This window comes from Paraburkholderia sp., assembly GCF_036488795.1.
Classification (GTDB): domain Bacteria; phylum Pseudomonadota; class Gammaproteobacteria; order Burkholderiales; family Burkholderiaceae; genus Paraburkholderia.
Window position 1 is genome coordinate 71,823 of record NZ_DASXHA010000169.1, and the last position, 21,224, is coordinate 93,046.

The 21,224-nt window shown below is 62.0% G+C and carries 14 protein-coding genes and 1 pseudogene; 7 read left to right on the top strand and 8 right to left on the bottom strand.

What is annotated here, in order from left to right:
- Window positions 1-32: 32 nt before the first annotated feature.
- The 5 genes from VGH41_RS24515 to VGH41_RS24535 all read right to left on the bottom strand — a co-directional run bounded on the left by VGH41_RS24515 (window position 33) and on the right by VGH41_RS24535 (window position 7,696).
- Window positions 33-2,324, bottom strand: coding sequence for an ATP-dependent DNA helicase (locus VGH41_RS24515; RefSeq protein ID WP_331600247.1), 2,292 nt, complete (start codon window positions 2,322-2,324; stop codon window positions 33-35).
- A complete protein-coding gene (locus VGH41_RS24520) occupies window positions 2,321-4,036 on the bottom strand; it encodes a VRR-NUC domain-containing protein (protein WP_331600248.1) in 1,716 nt (571 codons plus the stop codon). The genes VGH41_RS24515 and VGH41_RS24520 overlap by 4 nt, the downstream gene beginning before the upstream one ends.
- A 672-nt stretch (window positions 4,037-4,708) precedes the next feature.
- The gene (locus tag VGH41_RS24525; protein WP_331600249.1) at window positions 4,709-5,968 is read right to left on the bottom strand and encodes a Zn-dependent hydrolase; all 1,260 of its coding nucleotides are present in this window, start codon (window positions 5,966-5,968) and stop codon (window positions 4,709-4,711) included.
- Window positions 5,961-6,506, bottom strand: a complete 546-nt coding sequence (locus VGH41_RS24530) for an L-2-amino-thiazoline-4-carboxylic acid hydrolase (RefSeq protein WP_331600250.1) — start codon at window positions 6,504-6,506, stop codon at window positions 5,961-5,963. The genes VGH41_RS24525 and VGH41_RS24530 overlap by 8 nt, the downstream gene beginning before the upstream one ends.
- Before the next feature lie 14 nt (window positions 6,507-6,520).
- The gene (locus VGH41_RS24535; protein WP_331600251.1) at window positions 6,521-7,696 is read right to left on the bottom strand and encodes a branched-chain amino acid ABC transporter substrate-binding protein; all 1,176 of its coding nucleotides are present in this window, start codon (window positions 7,694-7,696) and stop codon (window positions 6,521-6,523) included.
- A gap of 201 nt (window positions 7,697-7,897) precedes the next feature.
- Between VGH41_RS24535 and VGH41_RS24540 the strand changes: the two are divergent.
- From VGH41_RS24540 to VGH41_RS24565, 6 genes and pseudogenes are all read left to right on the top strand, one after another.
- A pseudogene (locus VGH41_RS24540) lies at window positions 7,898-8,788 on the top strand (LysR substrate-binding domain-containing protein); the annotation flags it as partial.
- Window positions 8,789-8,998: 210 nt separating this feature from the next.
- The gene (locus VGH41_RS24545) at window positions 8,999-9,769 is read left to right on the top strand and encodes a GntR family transcriptional regulator (RefSeq protein WP_331600252.1); all 771 of its coding nucleotides are present in this window, start codon (window positions 8,999-9,001) and stop codon (window positions 9,767-9,769) included.
- Window positions 9,766-11,505: a fumarate reductase/succinate dehydrogenase flavoprotein subunit gene (locus tag VGH41_RS24550; protein WP_331600253.1), complete on the top strand. Its 1,740-nt coding sequence runs from the start codon at window positions 9,766-9,768 to the stop codon at window positions 11,503-11,505. The genes VGH41_RS24545 and VGH41_RS24550 overlap by 4 nt, the downstream gene beginning before the upstream one ends.
- A gap of 32 nt (window positions 11,506-11,537) precedes the next feature.
- Entirely contained in the window at window positions 11,538-11,783 is a 246-nt protein-coding gene (locus tag VGH41_RS24555) for a ferredoxin family protein (RefSeq protein WP_331600254.1), read from the top strand.
- 29 nt (window positions 11,784-11,812) lie between these two features.
- Window positions 11,813-12,808, top strand: coding sequence for a HEAT repeat domain-containing protein (locus VGH41_RS24560; RefSeq protein ID WP_331600255.1), 996 nt, complete (start codon window positions 11,813-11,815; stop codon window positions 12,806-12,808).
- Window positions 12,805-13,134, top strand: a complete 330-nt coding sequence (locus VGH41_RS24565) for a DUF971 domain-containing protein (protein WP_331600256.1) — start codon at window positions 12,805-12,807, stop codon at window positions 13,132-13,134. Before VGH41_RS24560 ends, VGH41_RS24565 begins: the two co-directional genes overlap by 4 nt.
- On the opposite strand, the gene VGH41_RS24570 is transcribed toward VGH41_RS24565, so the two are convergent.
- The 3 genes from VGH41_RS24570 to VGH41_RS24580 form a co-directional block, all read right to left on the bottom strand.
- On the bottom strand, window positions 13,126-16,104 hold the full coding sequence (locus VGH41_RS24570) for a bifunctional diguanylate cyclase/phosphodiesterase (protein ID WP_331600257.1): 2,979 nt from the start codon (window positions 16,102-16,104) through the stop codon (window positions 13,126-13,128). The genes VGH41_RS24565 and VGH41_RS24570 overlap by 9 nt on opposite strands.
- On the bottom strand, window positions 16,101-17,387 hold the full coding sequence (locus VGH41_RS24575) for an ABC transporter substrate-binding protein (protein ID WP_414696711.1): 1,287 nt from the start codon (window positions 17,385-17,387) through the stop codon (window positions 16,101-16,103). Before VGH41_RS24575 ends, VGH41_RS24570 begins: the two co-directional genes overlap by 4 nt.
- Window positions 17,388-17,692: 305 nt before the next feature.
- Window positions 17,693-18,931 carry an EAL and HDOD domain-containing protein gene (locus tag VGH41_RS24580; protein WP_331600259.1) on the bottom strand — a complete coding sequence of 413 codons (1,239 nt, stop codon included), beginning with the start codon at window positions 18,929-18,931 and terminating at the stop codon, window positions 17,693-17,695.
- Window positions 18,932-19,462: 531 nt separating this feature from the next.
- Here VGH41_RS24580 and VGH41_RS24585 point away from each other — a divergent pair.
- Entirely contained in the window at window positions 19,463-20,857 is a 1,395-nt protein-coding gene (locus VGH41_RS24585) for an MFS transporter (RefSeq protein ID WP_331600260.1), read from the top strand.
- Window positions 20,858-21,224 lie beyond the last annotated feature (367 nt).

A 21,224-nucleotide genomic window follows, 5' to 3' on the forward strand; every position in this document is an offset into this window, starting at 1 on the left:
CCTCCCGTCGCTCATCGGTGATCATCGGCGCGTCACGGCACCGCCCACCAGCGCGGCAGCAAGCGCCGCACTTCGGGACGCCGGTAGCGGTCGTCGATCAGATGCACCACGCCCTCATCCTGCTCGGTGCGAATCACGCGGCCGGCTGCCTGGACCACCTTCTGCAGTCCCGGATACAGATACATGTAATCGTAGCCGTTGCCGAACTTCGCCTCCATGGTGCGGCGCATCTGTTCGTTGACGTCGTTGAACTGCGGCAGGCCGAGCGTGGCGATAAATGCGCCGATCAACCGCTCGCCGACCAGGTCGATGCCTTCCGAAAACGCGCCGCCCAGTACCGCGAAGCCGACGCCGCGCCCCATGCTTCTGAAGCGCTCGAGAAAAGCCTCGCGCGCGGCCTCGTCCATGCCCTGCTGCTGCATCCAGACCGGCAACGCCGGATGACGCTCGCGCATCAGCGCCACCACCCGCTGCAGATAGTCGAAGCTGCTGAGAAAGCCCAGGTAGTTGCCGGGACGCGTGGCGTATTGCTGCGCGATCAGATCGACGATCGGCACAAGCGAGTGTTCGCGATCGCGCCAACGCGTCGACACGTGGCTCGCCACATGCACCGTCAACTGTTCCGCGCGAAACGGCCCTTCGACGTCGAGCCATTGCGTGTCTTCCGGCAAGCCAAGCGTATCGCGATAGAAATGATGCGGACTGAGCGTGCCGGAGAACATCACCGTGGTATGCGCCGCCGCGTAGCGCGGCGCCAGAAACGGCGCGGGGATCACGTTGCGTACGCACAGCGTCGAAGCGGTCTTCGCACGCGGGGTTGCACGCGCCGCATCACGGTGCGGCGTAAGTGTGGCGTCGAACACCGAGTGCTCGCCGAACTGTTCGGCCAGCGACACGAAATGCATGGCATCGAAATAGAAGCGCAACTGGGCTTCGTCGATCGCGAGCGGTGCTTCCGCGAGCTGCTCGGTGACCGCGCCGATCAGGTTTTGCGCCGCGCCAAGCAAACGCGGCGGCACGCCGCTGTGCACCTCGTATGTCGCGGTCTGCGCGCGATTCAACGCGTTCCACTCGCGATTCATTTTATCGAGCGGTTTGCGCAAGGTTGCCGGCGCACTTGCGCGCGCGGCCCGGAAGGCGGCTTGATCGAGCGACGCCGTGTACATCCGGCGCGCCCTTTCGAGCAGGTTATGCGCTTCGTCGACCAGCACCCCGACGCGCCACTGATTGATCTGCGTGAGTGCATAGAGCAGCGCGCTGCTGTCGTAGTAGTAGTTGTAGTCGCCCACCACCACGTCGCTCCAGCGCACCAGTTCCTGGGCGAGATAGTAGGGGCAGACGTCATGCGCGAGCGCCGCATTGCGCACTGCGGCGCGGTCGAGACGGCGCGCGTCGAGCGCCGTGCTGCGGGCTTCGTCGAGACGATCGTAGAAGCCGCGCGCGAGTGGACAGGAATCGCCATGGCAGGCTTTGTCGGGATGCTCGCAGGCCTTGTCGCGCGCGACCAGTTCGAGTGTGCGCAACGGCAATCCCGAGGTACCTGCGGCTGCGCTGGCGTGCAGCGTTTCAATGGCATCGAGCGCGAGCGCGCGGCCCGGCGTTTTCGCGGTCAGAAAAAAGATCCGTTCTATCTGGCCCGTCGCGCAGGCCTTGAGCAACGGAAAAATCGTCGCGAGCGTCTTGCCGATTCCGGTAGGCGCCTGCGCCATCAGGTTGCGTCCGTCGCGCGCGGCGCGATACACCGAGACCGCCAGTTCACGCTGGCCGCTGCGAAACTCGCCATAGGGAAACGTCAGCTCGCTCAATGCGGCATTACGTGCCGTGCAATGCGCTTCCTCCTGCTGCGCCCAGTCAATGAACCGCTCGCATTGTTCGACGAAAAACGCTTTCAGTTCAGCCGCGTTATGCGACTGCGTCAATACGGTTTCCTTCTGGCTTTGGACATCGAAATAGACCAGCGCCACATGCAATTCTGCAAGCCCGCGCGCCTCGCAAAGCAGGTGTCCATACACGAGCGCCTGGGCCCAATGCAAGACACGGTGATTGGCTGGCATGGCTTCCAGATCGCCACGATAGGTCTTCACCTCTTCGAGCCGGTTGAGCCTCGCGTCATAACCGTCCGCGCGGCCACGCACGCTCAAGCCGCGATGCGTGCCGCTCAGCGTGATCTCCGCCTCGTAACCGCCGGCACCGCGCCGTGCGGCCACGGTTGCGTGTCCGGCGATGCCTTCGAGCGCGGTCGGCGCGGGTGTGAAGCGCAGATCCAGATCGCCGCGGCGCGCGGTGAACTCGCACATCGCCCGCACTGCGATGACGTAGGTCATGCCGCAGCCTCCGCATCGCCATGGAGTGGGTCGCCGGCTTGGGTGTCTTCTGTCCAGCGCACATCCAGCACACGCACCGGCATGCCGTACTGCACGCAGTAATCGAGCCAGCGGATCTGATTGTCCTGCAGACGGTCGCCCGGGCCTTTCACCTCGATCAGTTCGTAGCGCCGTTCGGCCGGCCAGAAACGGATCAGATCAGGCAGCCCCGAGCGGTTGCTGCGGATATCGAGCAGCAGCCGTTCGAACCATAGCTTCAGATGTGCGGCTGGCAGACAGTCGAGCGCCAGCGTGATCAGGTCGGGCGTCAGCACGCCCCAGAACACAAACGGCGACTGCAGTCCGGCCTTGCTTTCGAGGTGCCGCAGAATCGTCTCGCGGTAGGTGCCGCTTTCGAGTTGAGCGAGGCAAGCCCCGAATTGCGCGGCGCGGCGCATGTAGAAGTCCGGCGCGTGCAGATCCGCGGGACCACGCTGGAATGGATGAAAAAACGCGCCCGGGATAGCCGCGAAGACCGGCTCCCAGCAAAGCAAACCGAACAGCGAGTTGATCAGCGCGTTCTCAACGTAATAAACCGGCGCTTGCGGCTTGCCCAGATGATCGCGCGCGGCAAATTCCACGTTGAACGGCTCAGTGGGCCGCGGCAACACCAGCACGCTGCGCTGGATGGCTCGTGGATTCGTTGCTCGCGCAACCGGTTGGCCGAGACGCCGTTGCAGCCGCGGCACTATCCGCGCGATGCGCTGGCGTTCCTCCTCGCTCTCCGGTGCTTTAGCCGCCTGCTCGGCCAGCGCCATTGCGGCGTCGAAACGGCCGCAGCGCTCCAGCACACGCGTGCTCCGATGCCGCGCACCTGGCCACGCGCAGCGCGCGTACACGCCAAGCGCCGCGTCCCATTGCTGAAGCCGTTCGCAATGCTGGCCGATCCGAAACAGCAGCTTCGCGCGGCGCGTCTCGAGCCACGCGTTGCCGGTCTGGATGCTTGCCAGCGCCTCGAGCAACGCATCCACGGATTCGCCTTCAGCGTGCGTGTCGAGCGCATCGCGGCACGCCTGCAGCGCAAGATAGACGTCCACGTCTTCGCGCTGCTGAAACGCGCGAGAGGACGGCGCGAACGCCACGCTTTCATACTGGAAGACGCCGAGGTCCGCCAGTACGAACTCCGACCAGTCCTGCTGCAGGTTGCCGAAAAACATCAGCCGCAGACGCTCGCACAACGGCGCGATGATCACGCGAAAGACGCGGTCGGTCGTTGCAGCGTCCCATGCAGCATAGGGACGCGCTTCGCCATGCGTGACACGTAACGCGTCGAGCAGATCCGCCTTGCGGGCGCCTTTCCGGTTCACGGCCGGCTGATGAGCGAACATCTGCTGCAATTCGGGCCGCGTGGCGAGTGCGAACAATTCGTCGAGGCTCACCTGCGGCGCGGCATCGACCCAGCCGAGCGCGACCAGCGGCGCAGCAGCCTGCCAGGGACAGCCGATCTCGCCGTAGGACAGACGACTCGACCGGAACAGCGTGCCCTTGCGCATTAACATGCGGACCAGCAACGCGCGCGACGCCTGCGGCAGGCGGCTGAACTCCGTGAGGAAAGCGCGCTCGTGCGCGTCGAGCACGTCGCCATAGCGCTCGGACAGCCACGCGAGCGCGCGCTCGAAATTCAGCAGGTAATAGAACGCAAACGGAGCGTTGGACGAAGCGTCAGGAAGCATCTCTCACCACGGGGCATGCATACGGACTGTATATTTATACAGTCATGATAGCAAACCGGCGTGGTGATCTGGGCGGCGCACGCCGCTCAAAAGCTAACTGACGCGAATCTCACCGGCAGGAATCAAACGGCTCTCGTCGCGGACGCTACCTGTCTGCTACGGTCTCGGGCTCAATAGCCGCCCGCGCTACCACCCATGGTGCTACCCATGCTGGTGCCCATGCTGCTACTGCTCCCCGAATCACTCATGTCTCCCGGTGATGCACATCCCGTCAATAGCACCGACAGCGCAAGCGAAACACCCATCAGAACCGCCGAAACAATCCGGAACTTCCTCATCTGCAATCTCCTGTTGGCACCTGGAGCATCAAGGCGAGGGCCATTTACGCCCGCGCCGCGATACGCTTCGATCCGTTAAAAAAAGTGCCCGCAGTGCGGGCCGTACGCGCGGCGCCCTATGACATAGCGGCGCCACGCAACCGTCTATAACGATCGTGAGCTCAGGTCTATTCCAGCAGTTTGATTTTTTCTTTTGCGCCGAACGCCTCGGTTGAGTCGCTTCAACTGCTGCCCGTCATCCGCATCCCCGAGTGGTCGCCACCGTGAGGCACGCTCAGCGCCACGTCGAGCAGCACTGACGGCACGCGCTCAAGACTCGGTCAGCATGCTTCGTTCACCGCGCACCGGCGCTCGACAGCACCGCGTGCAGCAGCACATTGGCCCCGGCCTGCGCCCACTGCGGCGTGATGGCCTCGGCTTCGTTATGGCTCAAGCCGCCCACGCAGGGGATAAAAATCATGCCGGTCGGTGCGACACGCGCCACATAGCACGCGTCGTGGCCCGCTCCGGAGACGATATCGGCATGCGGCAAGGCCAACGCTTGCGCAGCCTCGCGCACCGCGTCGACACAGGCCGCGTCGAAGGCCACCGGCGCGTAGTCGAAAATCTGCTCGATGCGCGCTTCCAGACCGATACCTTGCGCGATCCCGGCAAGCGCCTCGCGCAGACTCGCATCCATCGTGTCCAGTACGGCGGCCTCGGGATGCCGGCACTCAATCGTGAAGAAACATTCACCCGGCACCGTATTGCGCGAATTCGGCCGTGCGTCGATCATCCCTACCGTCGCCCGTCCATGAGGCGAGTGCCGCCGCCCTAGCGTGTCGATGAAATCGATCATGCGCGCGGCGCCGACCAGCGCATCGTGACGCAACTCCATAGGCGTGGTCCCCGCATGCGCGTCGACGCCGGTGAGCGTGACCTCGTACCAGCGCTGCCCCTGTCCTGCCGTGACGACGCCAATCGTATGGCCACTGCGTTCGAGAATGGCGCCCTGTTCGATATGCAGCTCGAACGCGGCGTGGACCGGATAGCCGCCAACCGGTGAAGCTCCGTCGTAGCCGATCTGCCGCAGCGCCTCGCCGATCGTCGTGCCGCCCGTGTCGACGCGCGACAAGCCGTACTCGAGCGGATACACGCCTGCAAACACACCTGAGGCGATCATTGCGGGCGCGAAACGCGAGCCCTCTTCGTTGGTCCAGACCACTATGTCGATCGGACGCTCGGTTTCGATCCGCGCGTCGTTGAGTGCACGGACCACTTCCAGCGCGCCGAGAACGCCGTAGATGCCGTCATAGCGGCCCCCAGTCGGTTGCGAGTCGGCATGCGAACCGGTCAGCACGGGAGCGGCGTCAGCAAGCTTGCCGGCGCGGCGCGCGAAGATATTGCCCATCTGGTCTACGCGCACGGTACAGCCGGCTTCCTGTGCCCACGCCACGAACAGATCGCGTGCGTCCTTATCGAGCTCGCTCAATGCGAGGCGGCACACGCCGCCTTTCGCCGTTGCGCCGATCTGCGCCATCCGTTCGAGCGAGGCCCACAGACGCTCGCCGTCGACGCGCAGTGCGGCGCCTGCCGCATCCTGCCGATCACTCATCGCCGCCTCCTGCTGCAGCCGAACCCGGCCTGGTCTTGTCTTCGCGCAACTGGTAACGGAAATCACAGTGGCTTGCGCCTTGCATGATCGTGCCGGTGCGCGTCAGTTCGATACGCGCGTCGTAACCTTCAATGAAATAGCTGTCGCGTGCGCAGCTGAGCAGATGACCGATTTCGCCCAGCCCCATCGCGTGATACATCTCGGCGTAGCTGCACCGGTGCACATCGTAGTCATAATGCTGGGCATCAGCCTTTTGCACTTCCACGTCGAGCGCATCGTCCTTTTCCCACAACACCTGCAAGGCGATGAACGACGCCACGCTCGTACCATTCGGTTCCTGCGCCGCGAACTCGCGGCCCGCGTCGATGGCGGCGCCACGCACGGCCTCACCGATCACCGCCTGGGCCCGTTCGGTGCCGAAATCGCGCTTCAGGATTGCGTAGATCGGCTTGATGATTTCCGCCTCGATGCGGCGCCGCTCGAGGATGCCCATGCGTTCGTCGGACGGGCCGTCCGCTTTGACTGATTGACTGGCCATGATGAGATCCTCGTTCACCGCGCCGCTGCGGTCTGGGTCGTGCTGCCACCCAGCACGTCGACGACGGCCCACTTGCCGTCCTTCACCTGGTAAATCGTGTACGCCGGATCCTTGAGGTTGCCTTCCTGATCGAACGCAATCATGCCTGTGACACCTTGCCGGTCGATGGCGTGCACGGCCGCGACCAGCTTCGCGGGATTGGTCGAACCGGTTTGCTGGGCAGCGGCAATCAGCGTGGCCGCGGCGTCGTACGCGAACGGCGCATGCAGTTCGATCGGCGCATGGTAGCGGGCGCGATATTGCGCGTCGAAAGCTTTGCCGCCCGGCATGCGGTCGATCGGACGACCGGGTTCGAGCGCGGTCACGCCGTCGCCGTCCTGTCCCGCCAGCTTCAGGAACGTCTGGCTGACGAAGCCGCCGGCGCCCATCAGCGTCGCGTCGATTTGCAGTTGATGCATGCGGCGCGCGAGCGGCGCCGCTTGCGCGTCGATGCCGCCGAAGAAGACGAGGTCGGCATGTTTGGCCTTGATGGTGGTCAGAATGCCGCTGAAGTCCGTCGTCTTGTCATCCACATACTCACGATCGACGATCGTCCCGCCGCTGTTCTGCACGCCCTTGATGAATTGCGTTGCCAGACCCGCACCGAACGAGGTGCGGTCATCAATCACGGCGATCCGTTGCGCTTTCAGCGTCTTCACGGCATACGCGCCCGTATAGGCTCCGCTCGCGTCGTCGTGCCCCATGATGCGAAACGCCGTGTTGTAGCCCTGCTCGGTGTACTGATGCCCCGTCGAGGCCGGCGCGATCTGCGGAATGCCCGCACTGTAGTAGACGCGCGCTGCCGGCACGCTGCAGCCGGTATTCCAGTCGCCGACCACACCGATCACATGCTGGTCGACCAGTTGTTGCGCGACCGTCACCGCCACGCGCGGATCGGACTGATCGTCGACCGCAACCAGTTTGTAAATCACGGGCTTGCCGCCGATCGTAGGATGCGCCTGGTTGGCGTCGTCGATAGCGAGTTGTGCGCCGTTTTGCAGGTCCTTGCCGATACGCGCGGACGGACCGGTGAGCGGCGCGGCCAGACCGATCAGCACGATCTGCTCGTTCTGGGCATGGACGGCAGTGCCAACGCCGAGTGCCGACACAGCAGCGAGCGCGGACAGCAGAGATAGACGAATATTTTTCATTGAGTGGGGAGTGTGAAATTCGGAAATGGCGTCAGAAGCAAAACGCCTAAACATGAAAAATATTAGTGTTTTAGCGTCGGCGATGCCAAATACCGAATTATCCGAAGCATATGCCGCAACCCATAAGTAGCTTCAACTATATGAATTCATGCATATTTTCATTGAATGACAGTCGCCAAACCATTCGATATAATTCTACACATGAAAAATATCGAACAATTGAGCAACGATCCGCCGTTGCGTGCCGTGCGCGCCTTCGAAGCCTTCGCCCGGCATGGCTCCGTCACGGCGGCAGCGGCTGAACTGGACATCACGCCGTCGGCGGTCAGTCATCAACTGCAATTGCTGGAGACGTTCGTCCAGACGCCGCTGACTGCGCGTCAAGGGCGCGCGCTTGCGCTCACGGACGAGGGGCGCGATTACTATCGCTCCATCAGCACGGCGTTTTCCGTGCTGCGCAGCGCCACAGGATTCGTGCGCGACCGCAACTCGTTGCGCCAGATCACGATCAGTCTGATTCCGCTGTTCGGCATCGGCTGGTTCATTCCCCGTCTGCAGACTTTCCTGTCCGCCAACGATGATGTCGATATCACCGTTCTCTACGCGCATCACCGCAACTACCGTAGCGATGCCGCGGATCTTTCGATTCGCTTCGGCACGGGAGACTGGTCCGGCTATACCAGCACGCGACTGCTGTCAGGCGCGGTCGTACCGGTGTGTAGCGCGGCCTTTCTGAAGCGTTACGGCCCCTTCAGGAAGCCCGCTGATCTGGCCGCCGTGCCGCTCGTGCACGACGAAGACCGCAGCACGTGGGCCAACTGGCTGCAGCGCGCGGGGGCGAAGCACGTCACGCGTACGGTCGGTCCGCTGTTCGAAGATGGCCAGTTGACGCTCAACGCCGCGCAAGCCGGGCTCGGTGCGGCCCTCCTGCGGCAACCGCTGGTGGAGCGTGAACTCGCCTCTGGAGAACTGGTCAAGCTGTTCGACCAGACACTCGACGATGGCCGCGACTATTACCTGTGCCGTCGCGCCGACGCGGAGTTGCCCGACGGTGCGCAACGGCTCGCGACGTGGCTGCTCAACTCGATCGGACCGCAAGAACCTGCGCCGCATCAGCGCACGCGCCACGCGGGCCCCGCTTCGAAGCGCGACGGCGCGGACCGATATGACGCGGCCGTGCGAACCTCGCGCCGCTAGCGCTTCTGTTGTCCGCAAAACGGAAAATCCATAGCACAAAAGATTCGTTTGTCCCGTTAGCCCCGGTGACTACACTTGGTTTTCATCTTGTCATGACAAGTTGCCATGTCCAAACCGAATCTCGTGCCGCTCTCGCCACAACCGCTTTACGCGCAGATCAAGGACACGCTGCGCGCGCGGATTCTGGACGGCACTTACGCGCCGCACAGCCAGATGCCCTCCGAGCACGAACTGTGCGCAATGTTCGACGTGAGCCGCATTACGGTGCGCCAGGCACTCGGCGATCTGCAAAAGGAAGGCCTGCTTTTCAAGCTGCACGGCAAAGGCACCTTCGTCTCCAGGCCTAAGGCGTTCCAGAACGTCACGTCGCTGCAGGGCTTTGCCGAGGCCATGTCGTCGATGGGCTACGAAATCGTCAACCAGTTGCGCAGTTTTCGTATCGTCAAGGCTGAGCGCCACGTCGCGGCAAAGCTCAATCTGCCGGAAGGTGCGCCAGTTGTCGAGATTCATCGCATCCGCTTGCTGAATCGCGAACCGGTCTCGCTCGAGCTGACGTGGGTGCCCGAAGCATTCGGCAAACGCCTCTCGAATGCGGACCTCACGACCCGTGACATCTTTCTGATTCTCGAGAACGACTGCGGCGTACCGCTCGGCCATGCCGAGCTCGCCATCGACGCAATCCTTGCCGATGACGATATCGTCGACGCGCTGCGGGTCGAAGAAGGCAGTCCGGTGCTGCGCATCGAGCGCCTCACACACGATGCATCGGGCAAGCCCATCGACTACGAATATCTGTACTTCCGCGGCGACGCCTTTCAATACCGGCTGCGCACCGATCGTCAAAAACCGCGCGCACGCGCGAGGAAAGCACAATGAATACCCATGTACTGGAATACGACGTCGTCGTGGTAGGCGGTGGCACGGCCGGCCCGATGGCCGCAATCAAGGCCAAAGAGCGCAATCCGGAATTGCAGGTTCTGCTGCTCGAAAAAGCCAACGTCAAGCGCAGCGGCGCCATCTCGATGGGCATGGACGGCCTGAACAACGCGGTGATCCCGGGCCACGCGACGCCGGAGCAATACACGCGCGAGATCACGATTGCCAACGACGGCATCGTCGATCAGCAAGCCGTCTATGCCTATGCGAAGCACAGCTTCACGACCATCGAGCAACTCGACCGCTGGGGCGTGAAGTTCGAGAAGGACGGCACCGGTGACTACGCGGTCAAAAAAGTCCACCACATGGGCTCATACGTGTTGCCGATGCCGGAAGGCCACGACATCAAGAAAGTGCTGTACCGGCAGCTCAAACGCGCGCGGATTGCCATCACGAACCGGATCGTCGCCACGCGCCTGCTGACCGATTCGCAAGGACGGGTTTGCGGGGTGCTCGGCTTCGACTGCCGCACAGCGGACTTCTACGTCGTGCGCGCCAAGGCCGTCATTCTTTCCTGCGGCGCAGCGGGACGGTTGGGCTTGCCCGCGTCCGGCTATCTGATGGGCACCTACGAGAACCCGACCAATGCCGGCGACGGTTACGCGATGGCCTATCACGCAGGGGCCGCACTCGCGAATCTCGAATGCTTTCAGATCAATCCGCTCATCAAGGATTACAACGGACCGGCCTGCGCGTACGTCACCGGTCCGCTTGGCGGTTTCACGGCAAACGGCAAGGGCGAACGCTTCATCGAATGCGACTACTGGAGTGGTCAGATGATGTGGGAGTTCTACCAGGAACTGCAAAGCGGCAATGGTCCGGTGTTCCTGAAGCTCGATCACCTCGCGGAAGAAACCATCCAGACCATCGAGCAGATCCTGCATACCAATGAGCGCCCGAGCCGCGGACGCTTTCACGCGGGACGCGGCACCGACTACCGGCATCAGATGGTGGAGATGCACATCTCGGAGATCGGCTTCTGTAGCGGACATAGCGCATCCGGCGTGTACGTGAACTCACGCGCCGAGACGACGGTGCCGGGCCTCTACGCAGCGGGCGACATGGCGGCCGTGCCGCATAACTACATGCTCGGTGCGTTCACCTATGGCTGGTTCGCCGGCGAAAATTCGGCCGAATATGTGGCAGGACGCGCGCATGCGCCGGTCGACGAGCAGCAGGTCGCCGCCGAGCGCGAACGCGTCTATGCCCCATTTGAACGCGACAGCGGCCATGCGCCCTCGCAAGTCGAATACAAGCTGCGGCGGATGGTGAACGACTATCTGCAGCCGCCGAAGGTCACGCGCAAGATGGAGATCGGACTGCAACGCTTCGCAGAGATTGCCGACGACATCCACGCCATCAAGGCCGACAATCCGCACGAACTGATGCGGGCGGCGGAAGTTCGCGCCATTCGCGACTGCGCGGAAATGGCTGCACGGGCCTCGCTGTTTCGTACCGAAAGCCGCTGGGGTCTCTACCACCACCGGGTCGACTATCCGCAGCGCGACGATGCCGAGTGGTTCTGCCATACCCATCTGCGCAAGGACGACCACGGCCGCATGATCAGCGAGAAACGCGCGGTGGAGCCCTATGTCGTCCCGCTTGCGGAAGACGAGCGAACTGCCTACCAGAAACTGCGCGTGCGCGAGTCCACCGCCGTTGCCGCCGCCACCTGAGCGCCACTCTCCTGCATGGGACAGCAACCATCATGTCTTATACCCCACACGAAATTTTCCAGCGCAGCAGCGCCCCCGTGACGATCGACGAGGACCGATGCATCGCCGACAAGGGTTGTACCGTCTGCGTCGATGTCTGTCCGCTCGACCTGCTTGCGATCGACATGAGCAAGGGTAAAGCCTATATGCAGTTCGACGAATGCTGGTACTGCATGCCCTGTGAGCGCGACTGCCCGACCGGTGCCGTCAAGGTCGAGATTCCGTACCTTCTGCGCTAGAACATCCATCCAATTCGGACCCTGTGCCCATGACCGTGCCGCCAATCATCGCCACTCAGCCCGGCGTATTTGACTCCGGGAGTGCCGCCCTGCTCGCGCGTCTTGCCGACGACGACGCCGCGGTACGCCGTATCGCCCTGCTCGAAATCGCGGACTTCGAGGATGCCGACCTGCTGCCGCCGCTTGTCGCCGCCCTGCGCGACGATCCAGCTCCCGAGGTGCGGCTCGAAGCAGCGCGCGTGCTCGCAGCCTGGGAGCGCGACGAGATCGTGGAGGCGCTGTGCGCCGCGCTACTGGACACGCATGGCGAGGTTCGCGCAGCGGCCGCCCAGAGCCTGAGCGAATTGAAGAATCCTGCCTCAGGTGCGGTACTGCGCCGCTGGGTCGAGCGGCCCGAGCCGTTCGTGCGGACTGCGACACTGCGAGGATTGCGCGAACTGCGTTTTGCCGATGCCTTCGATCCGGCACTGCACGCCCTCGCCGATGCAACGCCTAGTGTGCGGCTGGAAGCGGTCGCCGTGCTCGGCTGGCTAAAGGATGCACGCGCATTGATGCCGCTCGCGGCGCTTGCGACGGGTGACGCCGAAACCGATGTGAGACGTGCCGCGGTCGGTTCATTGGGCTTCGCGCCCGCGCTCCATGCGACTGCCATCACCGCGCTGCTCGTTGCTTTGCGCGACGCTGCGTGGCAAGTTCGTGAGGAGGCCGCGACCACGCTCGGCAAGCTGCGTGCGCCGGTTGCGCGCGATCCGCTCGTGGCGGCGCTCGACGACGACTACTGGCAGGTACGCTTGCGCGCCGTGCGCGCGCTCGGCCAGATCGGCGAGGCCAGCGCGGCGCCCGCGATTGCCGCCCTGCTCACGCACACGGTCAGCAATCTGCGTAAGGAAGCCGCGCTCGCACTGGGTGAACTGCGTGATCCGCGCAGCTTGCCGGCGCTGCGCGATGCGCTCGACGATCGCGATCCGGATGTGCGCAAGGCCGTGCGCATTGCATTGCAACAGGTCGAAGGTGTGAGCCTGTGAGTATCCCTGACGAAATCGTGAGCGATACCGCCACGCGTCTGCTGACGCTGCGGTGGACCGACGGACGCCAACAGCGGCTCGGGCACGCGCAGTTGCGCCGCGCCTGCGCGTGTGCCGAATGCCGTCGCTTCCGGCGCGACGGCCACGCCGTGCAAACGCCGCCGGATGTGACGCTGATCGATATACAGACGATGGGCTACGGCATACAACTCATCTTCAGTGACGGGCACGCACGCGGCATCTATCCATGGAGCTACCTCGAACAGATTGCCGAAGCCAGCGGCACTGGTGACGCGGGCCTCGTGGCGCCGGGCGCCTTACGTTAGGGTTGCCTGTGCAGTCTGGGAGGCTGCATTGACATCCCTGGCTGTCTGATCGTTGAGATGCGGCCACACCAACCGTTCGAACTGCTCGGGCGGAACCGGTTGGGAATACAAAAACCCTTGTGCGAAATCACAACCCACGGAGATGAGGAAGTCACGTTGTTCGACCGTTTCGACGCCTTCCGCAATGACTCTTAAGCCGAGTTTGTGAGCGAGCACGACCATGGCTTCGCAAAGCGCCTGATTGTCCCCGTCAAACGCAAGATTCTGCACGAATGAGCGGTCAATCTTGAGGTAGTCGATATCGAAGCGCTTCAGATAAGCGAGCGACGAATAACCCGTGCCGAAGTCGTCGATCGAAATCCGGATCCCTGCATTCCGGAAGGTCAGCAGTTTCTCGTTGATCTTCGATTCGGTATGCAGCAACAATCCCTCGGTGATTTCCACGGCAACGCTCTGCCCCGGCATGCCTTCGCGGACGAGATACTCGGGCCATTGGCAGCACACGAGGCTGTCCTGGCGAATCTGCACCGGCGACATGTTGACGCTCACCTGGAAAGACGGATGGAAGCGGCTGCGCCAGTCGCGTACCTGCTGCACGGCCTGCTTGAACACCCAGTCGCCGATCGGCACGATGAGCCCTGTATCTTCGGCCAACGGAATGAAATCCAGCGGGCTGATCGTGCCGCGTTCGGGATGCAGCCAGCGAATCAACGCCTCGGCTTTGTAGATTTCCCCACTCGTCAGATCGACGATAGGCTGGTAATAAACCTTGAACTGATCGCCGGGCAAAGCAGCACGCAGATCGCTGGTAAGACGCCGGCGCTTTTCCGCCGCCACTTGCAGGTCGGCCGTGAAGTAACTGAAACGGTTGCGTCCGGCATTTTTAGCCGCATACATCGCCTGGTCAGCGTTCTTGAATAACACATCAAGGGCGCCGGCGTCGTTGGGGTAAAGCGTGACACCGACGCTAGCCGAAATAAACGCCTCGTCCGGCCCGAATCTGAACGGTTCGGCCAGTTTGGCGATGATGGCTTTGGCGATCCGTTCAATGCTCCCGGTGTCGTCGAGGCCGGGCAGGATAACGGTGAACTCATCACCGCCAAGACGCGCGACCGTGTCCGATTCGCGCACGCACGAGGTAATGCGCTGCGCGGCTTCGATCAGCAGGACGTCGCCGGTGTCGTGTCCCAGCGAGTCGTTGACCTCCTTGAAGCGATCCAGATCGATCAGCATCAGGGCCATACGCTGTCCGGAGCGAAGCGACATCCTGGCCTCATGTTCGAGGCGGTCATGAAACAGCTGACGGTTCGGCAGATGGGTCAGCGCATCGAAATTGGCCTGTTTCCAGATGGTCGCCTCGAATGCCATGCGCTCCGATATGTCGCGACCCACCACCAGCACCGAGTTCACTGTACCCGTTGGACCGATTTCGGGAGTCAGGCGTACATGGATGCACAGTTGCTTGCCGTCCTTGTTGACCGATTTCAGTTCGAACTGCGCGCTGCGTGCGCTTGCGAAAGCCTCGCTAATCTTTGTTTCGTAGATGAGTGCGTTGGGGCCGCCCGGGACTTCAAGAGGCCGCTTGCCGAGCGCCTCGGCAACGCTGCATCCCGTCAGGGCGCAGAACGCGGGATTGGCGTAAATGCGATGCAGGTCGCGGTCATAGCGGGTGATCGAGTCCGGCGAATTCTCGGTCAACGTGCGCGACTCGCGTTCCCGGCTAACCAGTTCCGCCGTTCGCTCAATGACCGTCTGCTCAAGCGAGGCGTTGATCTCCTTGATCTTCTGGATCTTCTGCCTGATCGCCTCACGCATTCTCTCGAACCGATGCGACAGCCTGCCGAGTTCGTCCTGACCGGCAGCATCCGCGAGCGCCTCCCCGTCTTCCTCCGCGGGGGCTCCCGCAGCGTTGCCGGTGTCGTGCATTTTGCGCACCAGTTGTCGAAGCGGAGCCGAAATGCTGTGGGAAATAAAGTAGGCGAGGAAGATTGAAAGCAGAAAACCCGAGATGCCGACCAGGATGATCTGGTCGCGCACCAACTGCGCTTCCGCGGTCAGTTTCTTGTCCGCAATCGTGCTGATTACAAACCATGTGGTGCCGGGAATTCTTGCATAAGCGGCGAAATAGCGCGCCCCGTGCGCGCCTTTGAAAGCGACGAAGCCACCCGGATCACCGTACGGCTCGTTGCGTGCGAGCCTGTCGATCAGATCGGGCGCGGCGGTCTCGGCGGTGTTCGCGGATGTGTCGTCGGCACGAATGATCAGCTGGTTGTTGCTGGCGTCGAGAACATAGATGTCCGTGCCGCTCCCCAGGGCGACGTCATTGAAGATTGCCGAGAAATGCTCGGGGCGAATCACCAGAACCAGATTGCCGATCTTCTGATTGTTGCTCTTGCTGATGATGGCGCGCACCATCCCCAGATTCTGTTGGCCAACGCCGTTGTCGTAACTGCCCCAGTAAGGACGTCCGTTGCGGTCGGGCGCCTGCTCGACCAGACGCGTCACGCCGCGCGTCAACTGCCCGAACACTTGCGTGTCCATAATGCGGTTGTTCTTGTCCAGCAGATATTTCTGGTTGATGAAATCGGTCGAGCCGTAGTGTTCGAGCAGCAACCGCGTCATATCCTGGCGCGCCTCGCTCTGCTCTTTCGCGCTGCCGCTTGCCACTCCTGTCAGCGCGTTTTGAAGCCGGTCGGAGAGCACCAGGGAGGTACTTTCCGTTTCGATCTGTTCCATGCGCAACAAGACGTTGCGGGACACCTGTTTCACGACTTCCTTCGAGAATATCTCGGCGTTTTGCCGGATCGCCTCAGTCGACTTCACATACGATATGTAGCCCGAAATAAGGATGGGCAACAGCGAAAGCAGAATGAATGCGGTCATCAGCCGGTAACGAATCTCGACCCGGCGCAGCAAATCCAGCGACAGGTATTCGAAAGCGCTTCGCATCAAACCGGTGATTGAGCTCATTTGTAATGCATCTTTGCTTCGTTCTTGACAGACTCATCCAGGAGTTGGGCTGCCTGCCTGGGCGTGATCTTCTTGAATAGCACATCCTGCATCAATGGATGCAACCGCTCGATCGAATTAGAGGGTAATACCGAATAGTACGGACTGGCGGTCACCGGGTAACGACTTACCGTATTTGTGTAGTCGACAATCTTCGGATTGCTCACCATTGGTCCCACGACCTGCTTGAACGGCGGAATATTCTGGCGCTTTCTTTGCAGAATGGAAAACCCCTTGCCCGCAATGAATTCCAGAAAGCGCATTGCCGCGGCCCGGTTGGGCGTCTCACACACTGCAAACCCGGTTTCGCTGCCAATCACAGGCACCACCTGCTGGCCTGGCGCATTCCACGGCGGGATGAATACACCCACTTCGAATGGATTGCCGTTCAGCAGCAGACCGGCTGCCCAGCTGCCGTGGAACGCCATCGCCACTTTCCCTTCCTTGAACAGCCGTATGCCTTCGTCGTAGTCCGTGGTCATGAACGCCTCTTGTACGTAACCACGATCTGCCATCAAGAGCATCTTGGCAAAGATGTCGGCCACCTGAGGCGTATTCAGATCCAGCGTCCCATCGGCCAGTTTCTTCTTCCAGTCGGGCTCGCGTGCGACCACATTGTTCGCAAAACCGAAACTGAAGGGACCGTTGCCGAGCATGTTTGGAAAGCCGCCGTTCCACATGATAGGCGTTAAGCCCGCGCGTTTGAGCTGCTCGCAAACCTTCAGGAATTCGCGGAAATTGGTGGGTAGTTTCGTGATTCCCGCCTTCGCGAACATCTCCTCGTTGTAATAGATCAGCGTCGTTGCCACGCCGCCGGAGATTCCATAGCTTTTGCCCTCGCGACTGGTCCAGTCGCTCTTGAGCGGGTCGAGCATGTTGTTCCATGCCGTGGTCTTGCTGACGTCGGCCAGGATACCTTGATCCGCCAGTTCGGCCGAATAGGCATTCGGGTTAACGCTCATCAGATCCGGCAGGTTGCCCGAGGCGACTCGCGGCTTGATATTTTCTTCGACGGAATTGCCGATCATGAACTGCACGTTGACGCGCACGTCTGGATTGAGCTTGCTGAATTCGGCGGCAATCTGCAGCATTTCTTCCGGCCAGTCCGGAGCCCATATCAACGCGGTAATGGTGGTCCGCGCCGGCGCGGCCGCGCTCGACGAATCATGGTCTTGCTGATGACACCCGTAGAACGAAACAAGAATGAGGCTGACCAGGCCATAGAACAGGGAGCCAAACGCAATTCGTCGCACTGGGGATTCGCTTCCGGTTTCGTGATGAATGTGCGCAGCCTCAGCAGGTACCGTTGACGGCGCTAAAGGCTGGACCCTGGAACGTGCATCGCAAGCGAGCCGATGAGAGGGTCATAGGGAGGTGTGCTGTCGAAGTACGAGGACGGGTGTATTTGGCCATGACAGCGGATCGAGCAAATTGAACGGGCGATGCCTGACCAGCATATCGGCAGCCGCGCCCGATACTTTAACCGGAGCAACCACGGGCTCCGCCACGGCGCGCCATCCGGGTTGCGTCCGAACCCGCCGGCGTCAGCTCAATAACACTCGATCAGCTTTTGCAGCCTGGCGGAGGAATCCACCAGCGGTTGAAGCCTCACTGCAGCTGCATCTGCGTCGCCCTGTTCAAGCAGTGCAGCGATAGACAGCAACTCTCCCAGCAGACCACCGCCGTTCAGGATCGCCTCGCGGATGGCATCCGAAACGGGGAGTTCGTCGACGAAGTGGCGCAGCTCCATGTGACAGGCGACGTGTAACAGTGACAGCATGCCCGTGAGGTAGGCTGTGGCGACCAGCGAACGGGGTCCGTCGCCCATCGCGTCGATGGATTCTTCCATGAAACGCGCCCGACGTTGCGCGAGCAGCGCGAGCGGATCCTCTTCCACGGGCAGACCGTCCCGGTTTGCATACAGCAGCAGTCCGCACCAATGCATCAGCCTGCGGCTGCCGGCCATCGAAAGGGCCTGCTTCAGCGATGAAACGCGCTCGGCCTTGCCATTGGGCTGTTCGCTGCTGTTGGCCAGCCGTAATAGTTGGGCGATCAGCATGGGCGTGTCTTTCAGGGCCCGGGCAATACTGCCCAGCGGGGCGTCGCTGCCCACCAGTTCGAATACCTGCAGGATGGCCTTTACCGGCGGCATCGAACGCTTGCCGGAAAGAATCTGCGGCTTTGCGAAGTAGTAGCCCTGCAGCAGATCGCAACCCAATTGCCGGGCGAGCTCCGCATCTTCTGCGTGCTCGACCTTCTCGGCGAGCACGACCTTGCCGGCCCGTTTCAACTGACTGACCAGCTCCGGTAACTCGGCGCGCTCGACGAACGGCCAGTCGACCTTGACGATGTCGATGGAGGGGAGAAACCGCCGGATATCGTCGGTCATGGTCCGGACGTCGTCCAGCGCCAGCTGAAAGCCTGCGCCGCGTAATTCGCTGCAGCGGCGCGACAGGGTTGCAGTCAGGTCGACAGACTCGAGGATTTCCAGCACGAAACGCGACGCCGGCAGCACCTCGGGGTAATCCGAAAACAGAAAATCATGCGGGCAGTTGAGAAAGGCAGCCTTGTTGCCGACCAGTCGCTCGAGGCCGATCGAGCCCACCGCGTGCTCTACCACCGCCGTCGTGCGGCGTAAGTCGTCGGCGACCCGGGCCGCGCCGGTGGGACCGTCTCTGAACAGCAATTCGTAAGCGACGACGCGACCTGCCCGATCCATGATCGGCTGACGTGCCACAAATACAGGCGTATCGCCCGGCACGAAGGCCTCGACTGGTACGCTGGTCACAATTGGCTCCGACTGGAAAAATAATGGAGTAGATGCCTCTCTCACGTCCTTTGCTGGCTTGCGCGACACGACTGGCGTCCGAATCTGGCCGGGTCATATTGAAAGCTAACTGGCATACCACGTGCACGCGAATTTCCGCATCATATTCTGAATTCGATTTGTCCCGCCACGCGGATTAGGAAAAGCCGACCGCGTATCGTACAACCTCCGCACTCGCCCGCTCGCCTGGATCAATCAGTCGCCGCTTGCCAGAGCGCCGGATTCGGCCCAGTCCGTTTCGCCTGATGGCCGCCGTCGATCACGTCAATTGTGTGAATTGCGCCAATTGCATTGGACGCGTCAGTTGGGCCACCATGTGCTCAATGCACGCTGCGTCCCGCGTTCTGCCGTCATTGCGTTACATGGCATGCTAGCGCGCGCAACGGCACGTCTGTTGTTGGCAGGGCTGCGTCGGATTGCCGCCGGGCGCGTGCGCCACGCGGCGACCACAGTTCAGAAACACCACCTTATGCACGGCACCCGACGCACACGATGAAACCGGCTAACGACTCCTGGACCCGCGACGCGGCCAGCTTACCGTTTACGCCGGAGAGTGCCCCGCCGGGTTCGGCGGACTTTACGGCGCCCTCCTACGAGCCGCTCTCGGCGGCGCCCACGCTCAACGAAACCGTCGACCGGCCCCTCGCGCCCATCACGGGCGGCACGCTGGAGCCGCCCGGGGATGCGGCCGGCGAAGCGACGCGCACCGGCAGCCTGCACGCGACCGCCATTCTGCTGCTGGGTTACGCGATCCTGATCACGGGGAACGGACTGCTCGGCACGTTGATTTCGTTGCGCCTGATCCAGCAGCACACGCCTTCGCTGATGGTGGGGATAGTGCAATCCGCGTACTACATCGGCTTCATGGTAGGCGCTTTGTGGGGCGGTGGATTGATCGGGCGCGTCGGGCATCACCGGGCCTTCGTGACGTTTGCCGCGGTTTCATCTTGCGGCGCGCTGGGTTACGCCGCGTGGAACGCGCCGGCCGTGTGGATGGTGCTGCGCTTCATCATGGGCTTTTGCCTCGTGGGCATTTTTACGGTGGTCGAAAGCTGGCTGCACCAGGTGGCCAGCAATGCGCAACGCGGCCGGGTGTTTTCCGCCTATCTGATCACGAACTACCTGGGGGTCGGTACCGGACAGTTTTTGATCGGCCTCGCCGATCCCGCCAGTTTCGCGCTCTTTAGCGTTGTGAGCGCACTGTTCTCGGCCTCGCTGATTCCGGTCGCGCTGGCCGGCAGCGCGCCTATGCCCGTTGCATCGAATACTCCCGCAGAAGCGTCGGGCAGCGGCGCTTCGCGCCTTGCACGAGGACTCGCCGGCGTGGGCACGGTGTACAAGTGGGCGCCGCTGGGGGTGTTCGGCTGCCTCGCCGCGGGCTTGCTCAACAGCGGCTTTTACACGATGCAACCGGTGTTCATGCGCACGCTCGGTTATTCCGTGACTGACGTAGCGCATTTTATGGGTTTCGCGTTGCTCGCGGCGCTGCTGCCGCAGTGGCCGGTCGCGCGGCTTGCGGATCTGTTCGACCGGCGCATTATCATCGTCGCCATTGCGGCGCTCGCAGCGGCGTGCAGCCTGTTGCTATTCCTGTTGCATGGCGGTGCGCTCGTCGAAGTGTTGGGATATGTGTATGTCAGCGTGGTGTTTTCGCTGTATGGCGTGGTGACGTCGTACGTGAACGACTGCATTCCTGCGGATCGGCGTATTTCGGTGAGTGCCGGATTGCTGCTGATTTTCTCGCTGGGCGCGAGTGCGGGGCCTACGCTCGCATCGGCGTTGATGGCGCTTGCCGGGCCGGGCGGGTTGTATCTGTTCACGACGATCGTGACAGGTACATTGGGTGGGTTGACGTTGCGGAGCTTACGGATTTTTGGTGTGAGGTGATGCTTTTTTTGCCTGCGCGGCGCTTGGGTGGTTTGCCTGCGGTGTCGGCCTTTACTTGTTGTCTTGTTGGTCTGTTAGCTTCGCCCTTTGACTGTTAGCTTGAGCCGTTGGCCTTTCCTTGTATTCTTAGTGACCCGTTAGCTTCGCCCCTGTGGTGTTTGCCTACGGCGTTGGCCTTTCCTTGATTTGTTTTTGGTCTATTGGGCTTCGCCCCTGTGCTGTTTGCCTGGGGTGTTGGCCTTTCCTTGATTTGCTGTTGGTCTATTAGCTTCGCCCCTGTGGTGTTGCCTACGGCGTTGGCCTTTCCTTGTATTCTTAGTGGCCTATTAGCTTCGCCCCTGTGCGGGGCGGCACCTACTTTCTTTGC

Bases quoted from the DNA above. Each gene is read 5' to 3' on its own strand.
- VGH41_RS24515 (WP_331600247.1), bottom strand. From the start codon at position 2,324: ATGACCTACGTCATCGCAGTGCGGGCGATGTGCGAGTTCACCGCGCGC.
- VGH41_RS24520 (WP_331600248.1), bottom strand. From the start codon at position 4,036: ATGCTTCCTGACGCTTCGTCCAACGCTCCGTTTGCGTTCTATTACCTG.
- VGH41_RS24525 (WP_331600249.1), bottom strand. From the start codon at position 5,968: ATGAGTGATCGGCAGGATGCGGCAGGCGCCGCACTGCGCGTCGACGGC.
- VGH41_RS24530 (WP_331600250.1), bottom strand. From the start codon at position 6,506: ATGGCCAGTCAATCAGTCAAAGCGGACGGCCCGTCCGACGAACGCATG.
- VGH41_RS24535 (WP_331600251.1), bottom strand. From the start codon at position 7,696: ATGAAAAATATTCGTCTATCTCTGCTGTCCGCGCTCGCTGCTGTGTCG.
- VGH41_RS24545 (WP_331600252.1), top strand. From the start codon at position 8,999: ATGTCCAAACCGAATCTCGTGCCGCTCTCGCCACAACCGCTTTACGCG.
- VGH41_RS24550 (WP_331600253.1), top strand. From the start codon at position 9,766: ATGAATACCCATGTACTGGAATACGACGTCGTCGTGGTAGGCGGTGGC.
- VGH41_RS24555 (WP_331600254.1), top strand. From the start codon at position 11,538: ATGTCTTATACCCCACACGAAATTTTCCAGCGCAGCAGCGCCCCCGTG.
- VGH41_RS24560 (WP_331600255.1), top strand. From the start codon at position 11,813: ATGACCGTGCCGCCAATCATCGCCACTCAGCCCGGCGTATTTGACTCC.
- VGH41_RS24570 (WP_331600257.1), bottom strand. From the start codon at position 16,104: ATGAGCTCAATCACCGGTTTGATGCGAAGCGCTTTCGAATACCTGTCG.
- VGH41_RS24585 (WP_331600260.1), top strand. From the start codon at position 19,463: ATGAAACCGGCTAACGACTCCTGGACCCGCGACGCGGCCAGCTTACCG.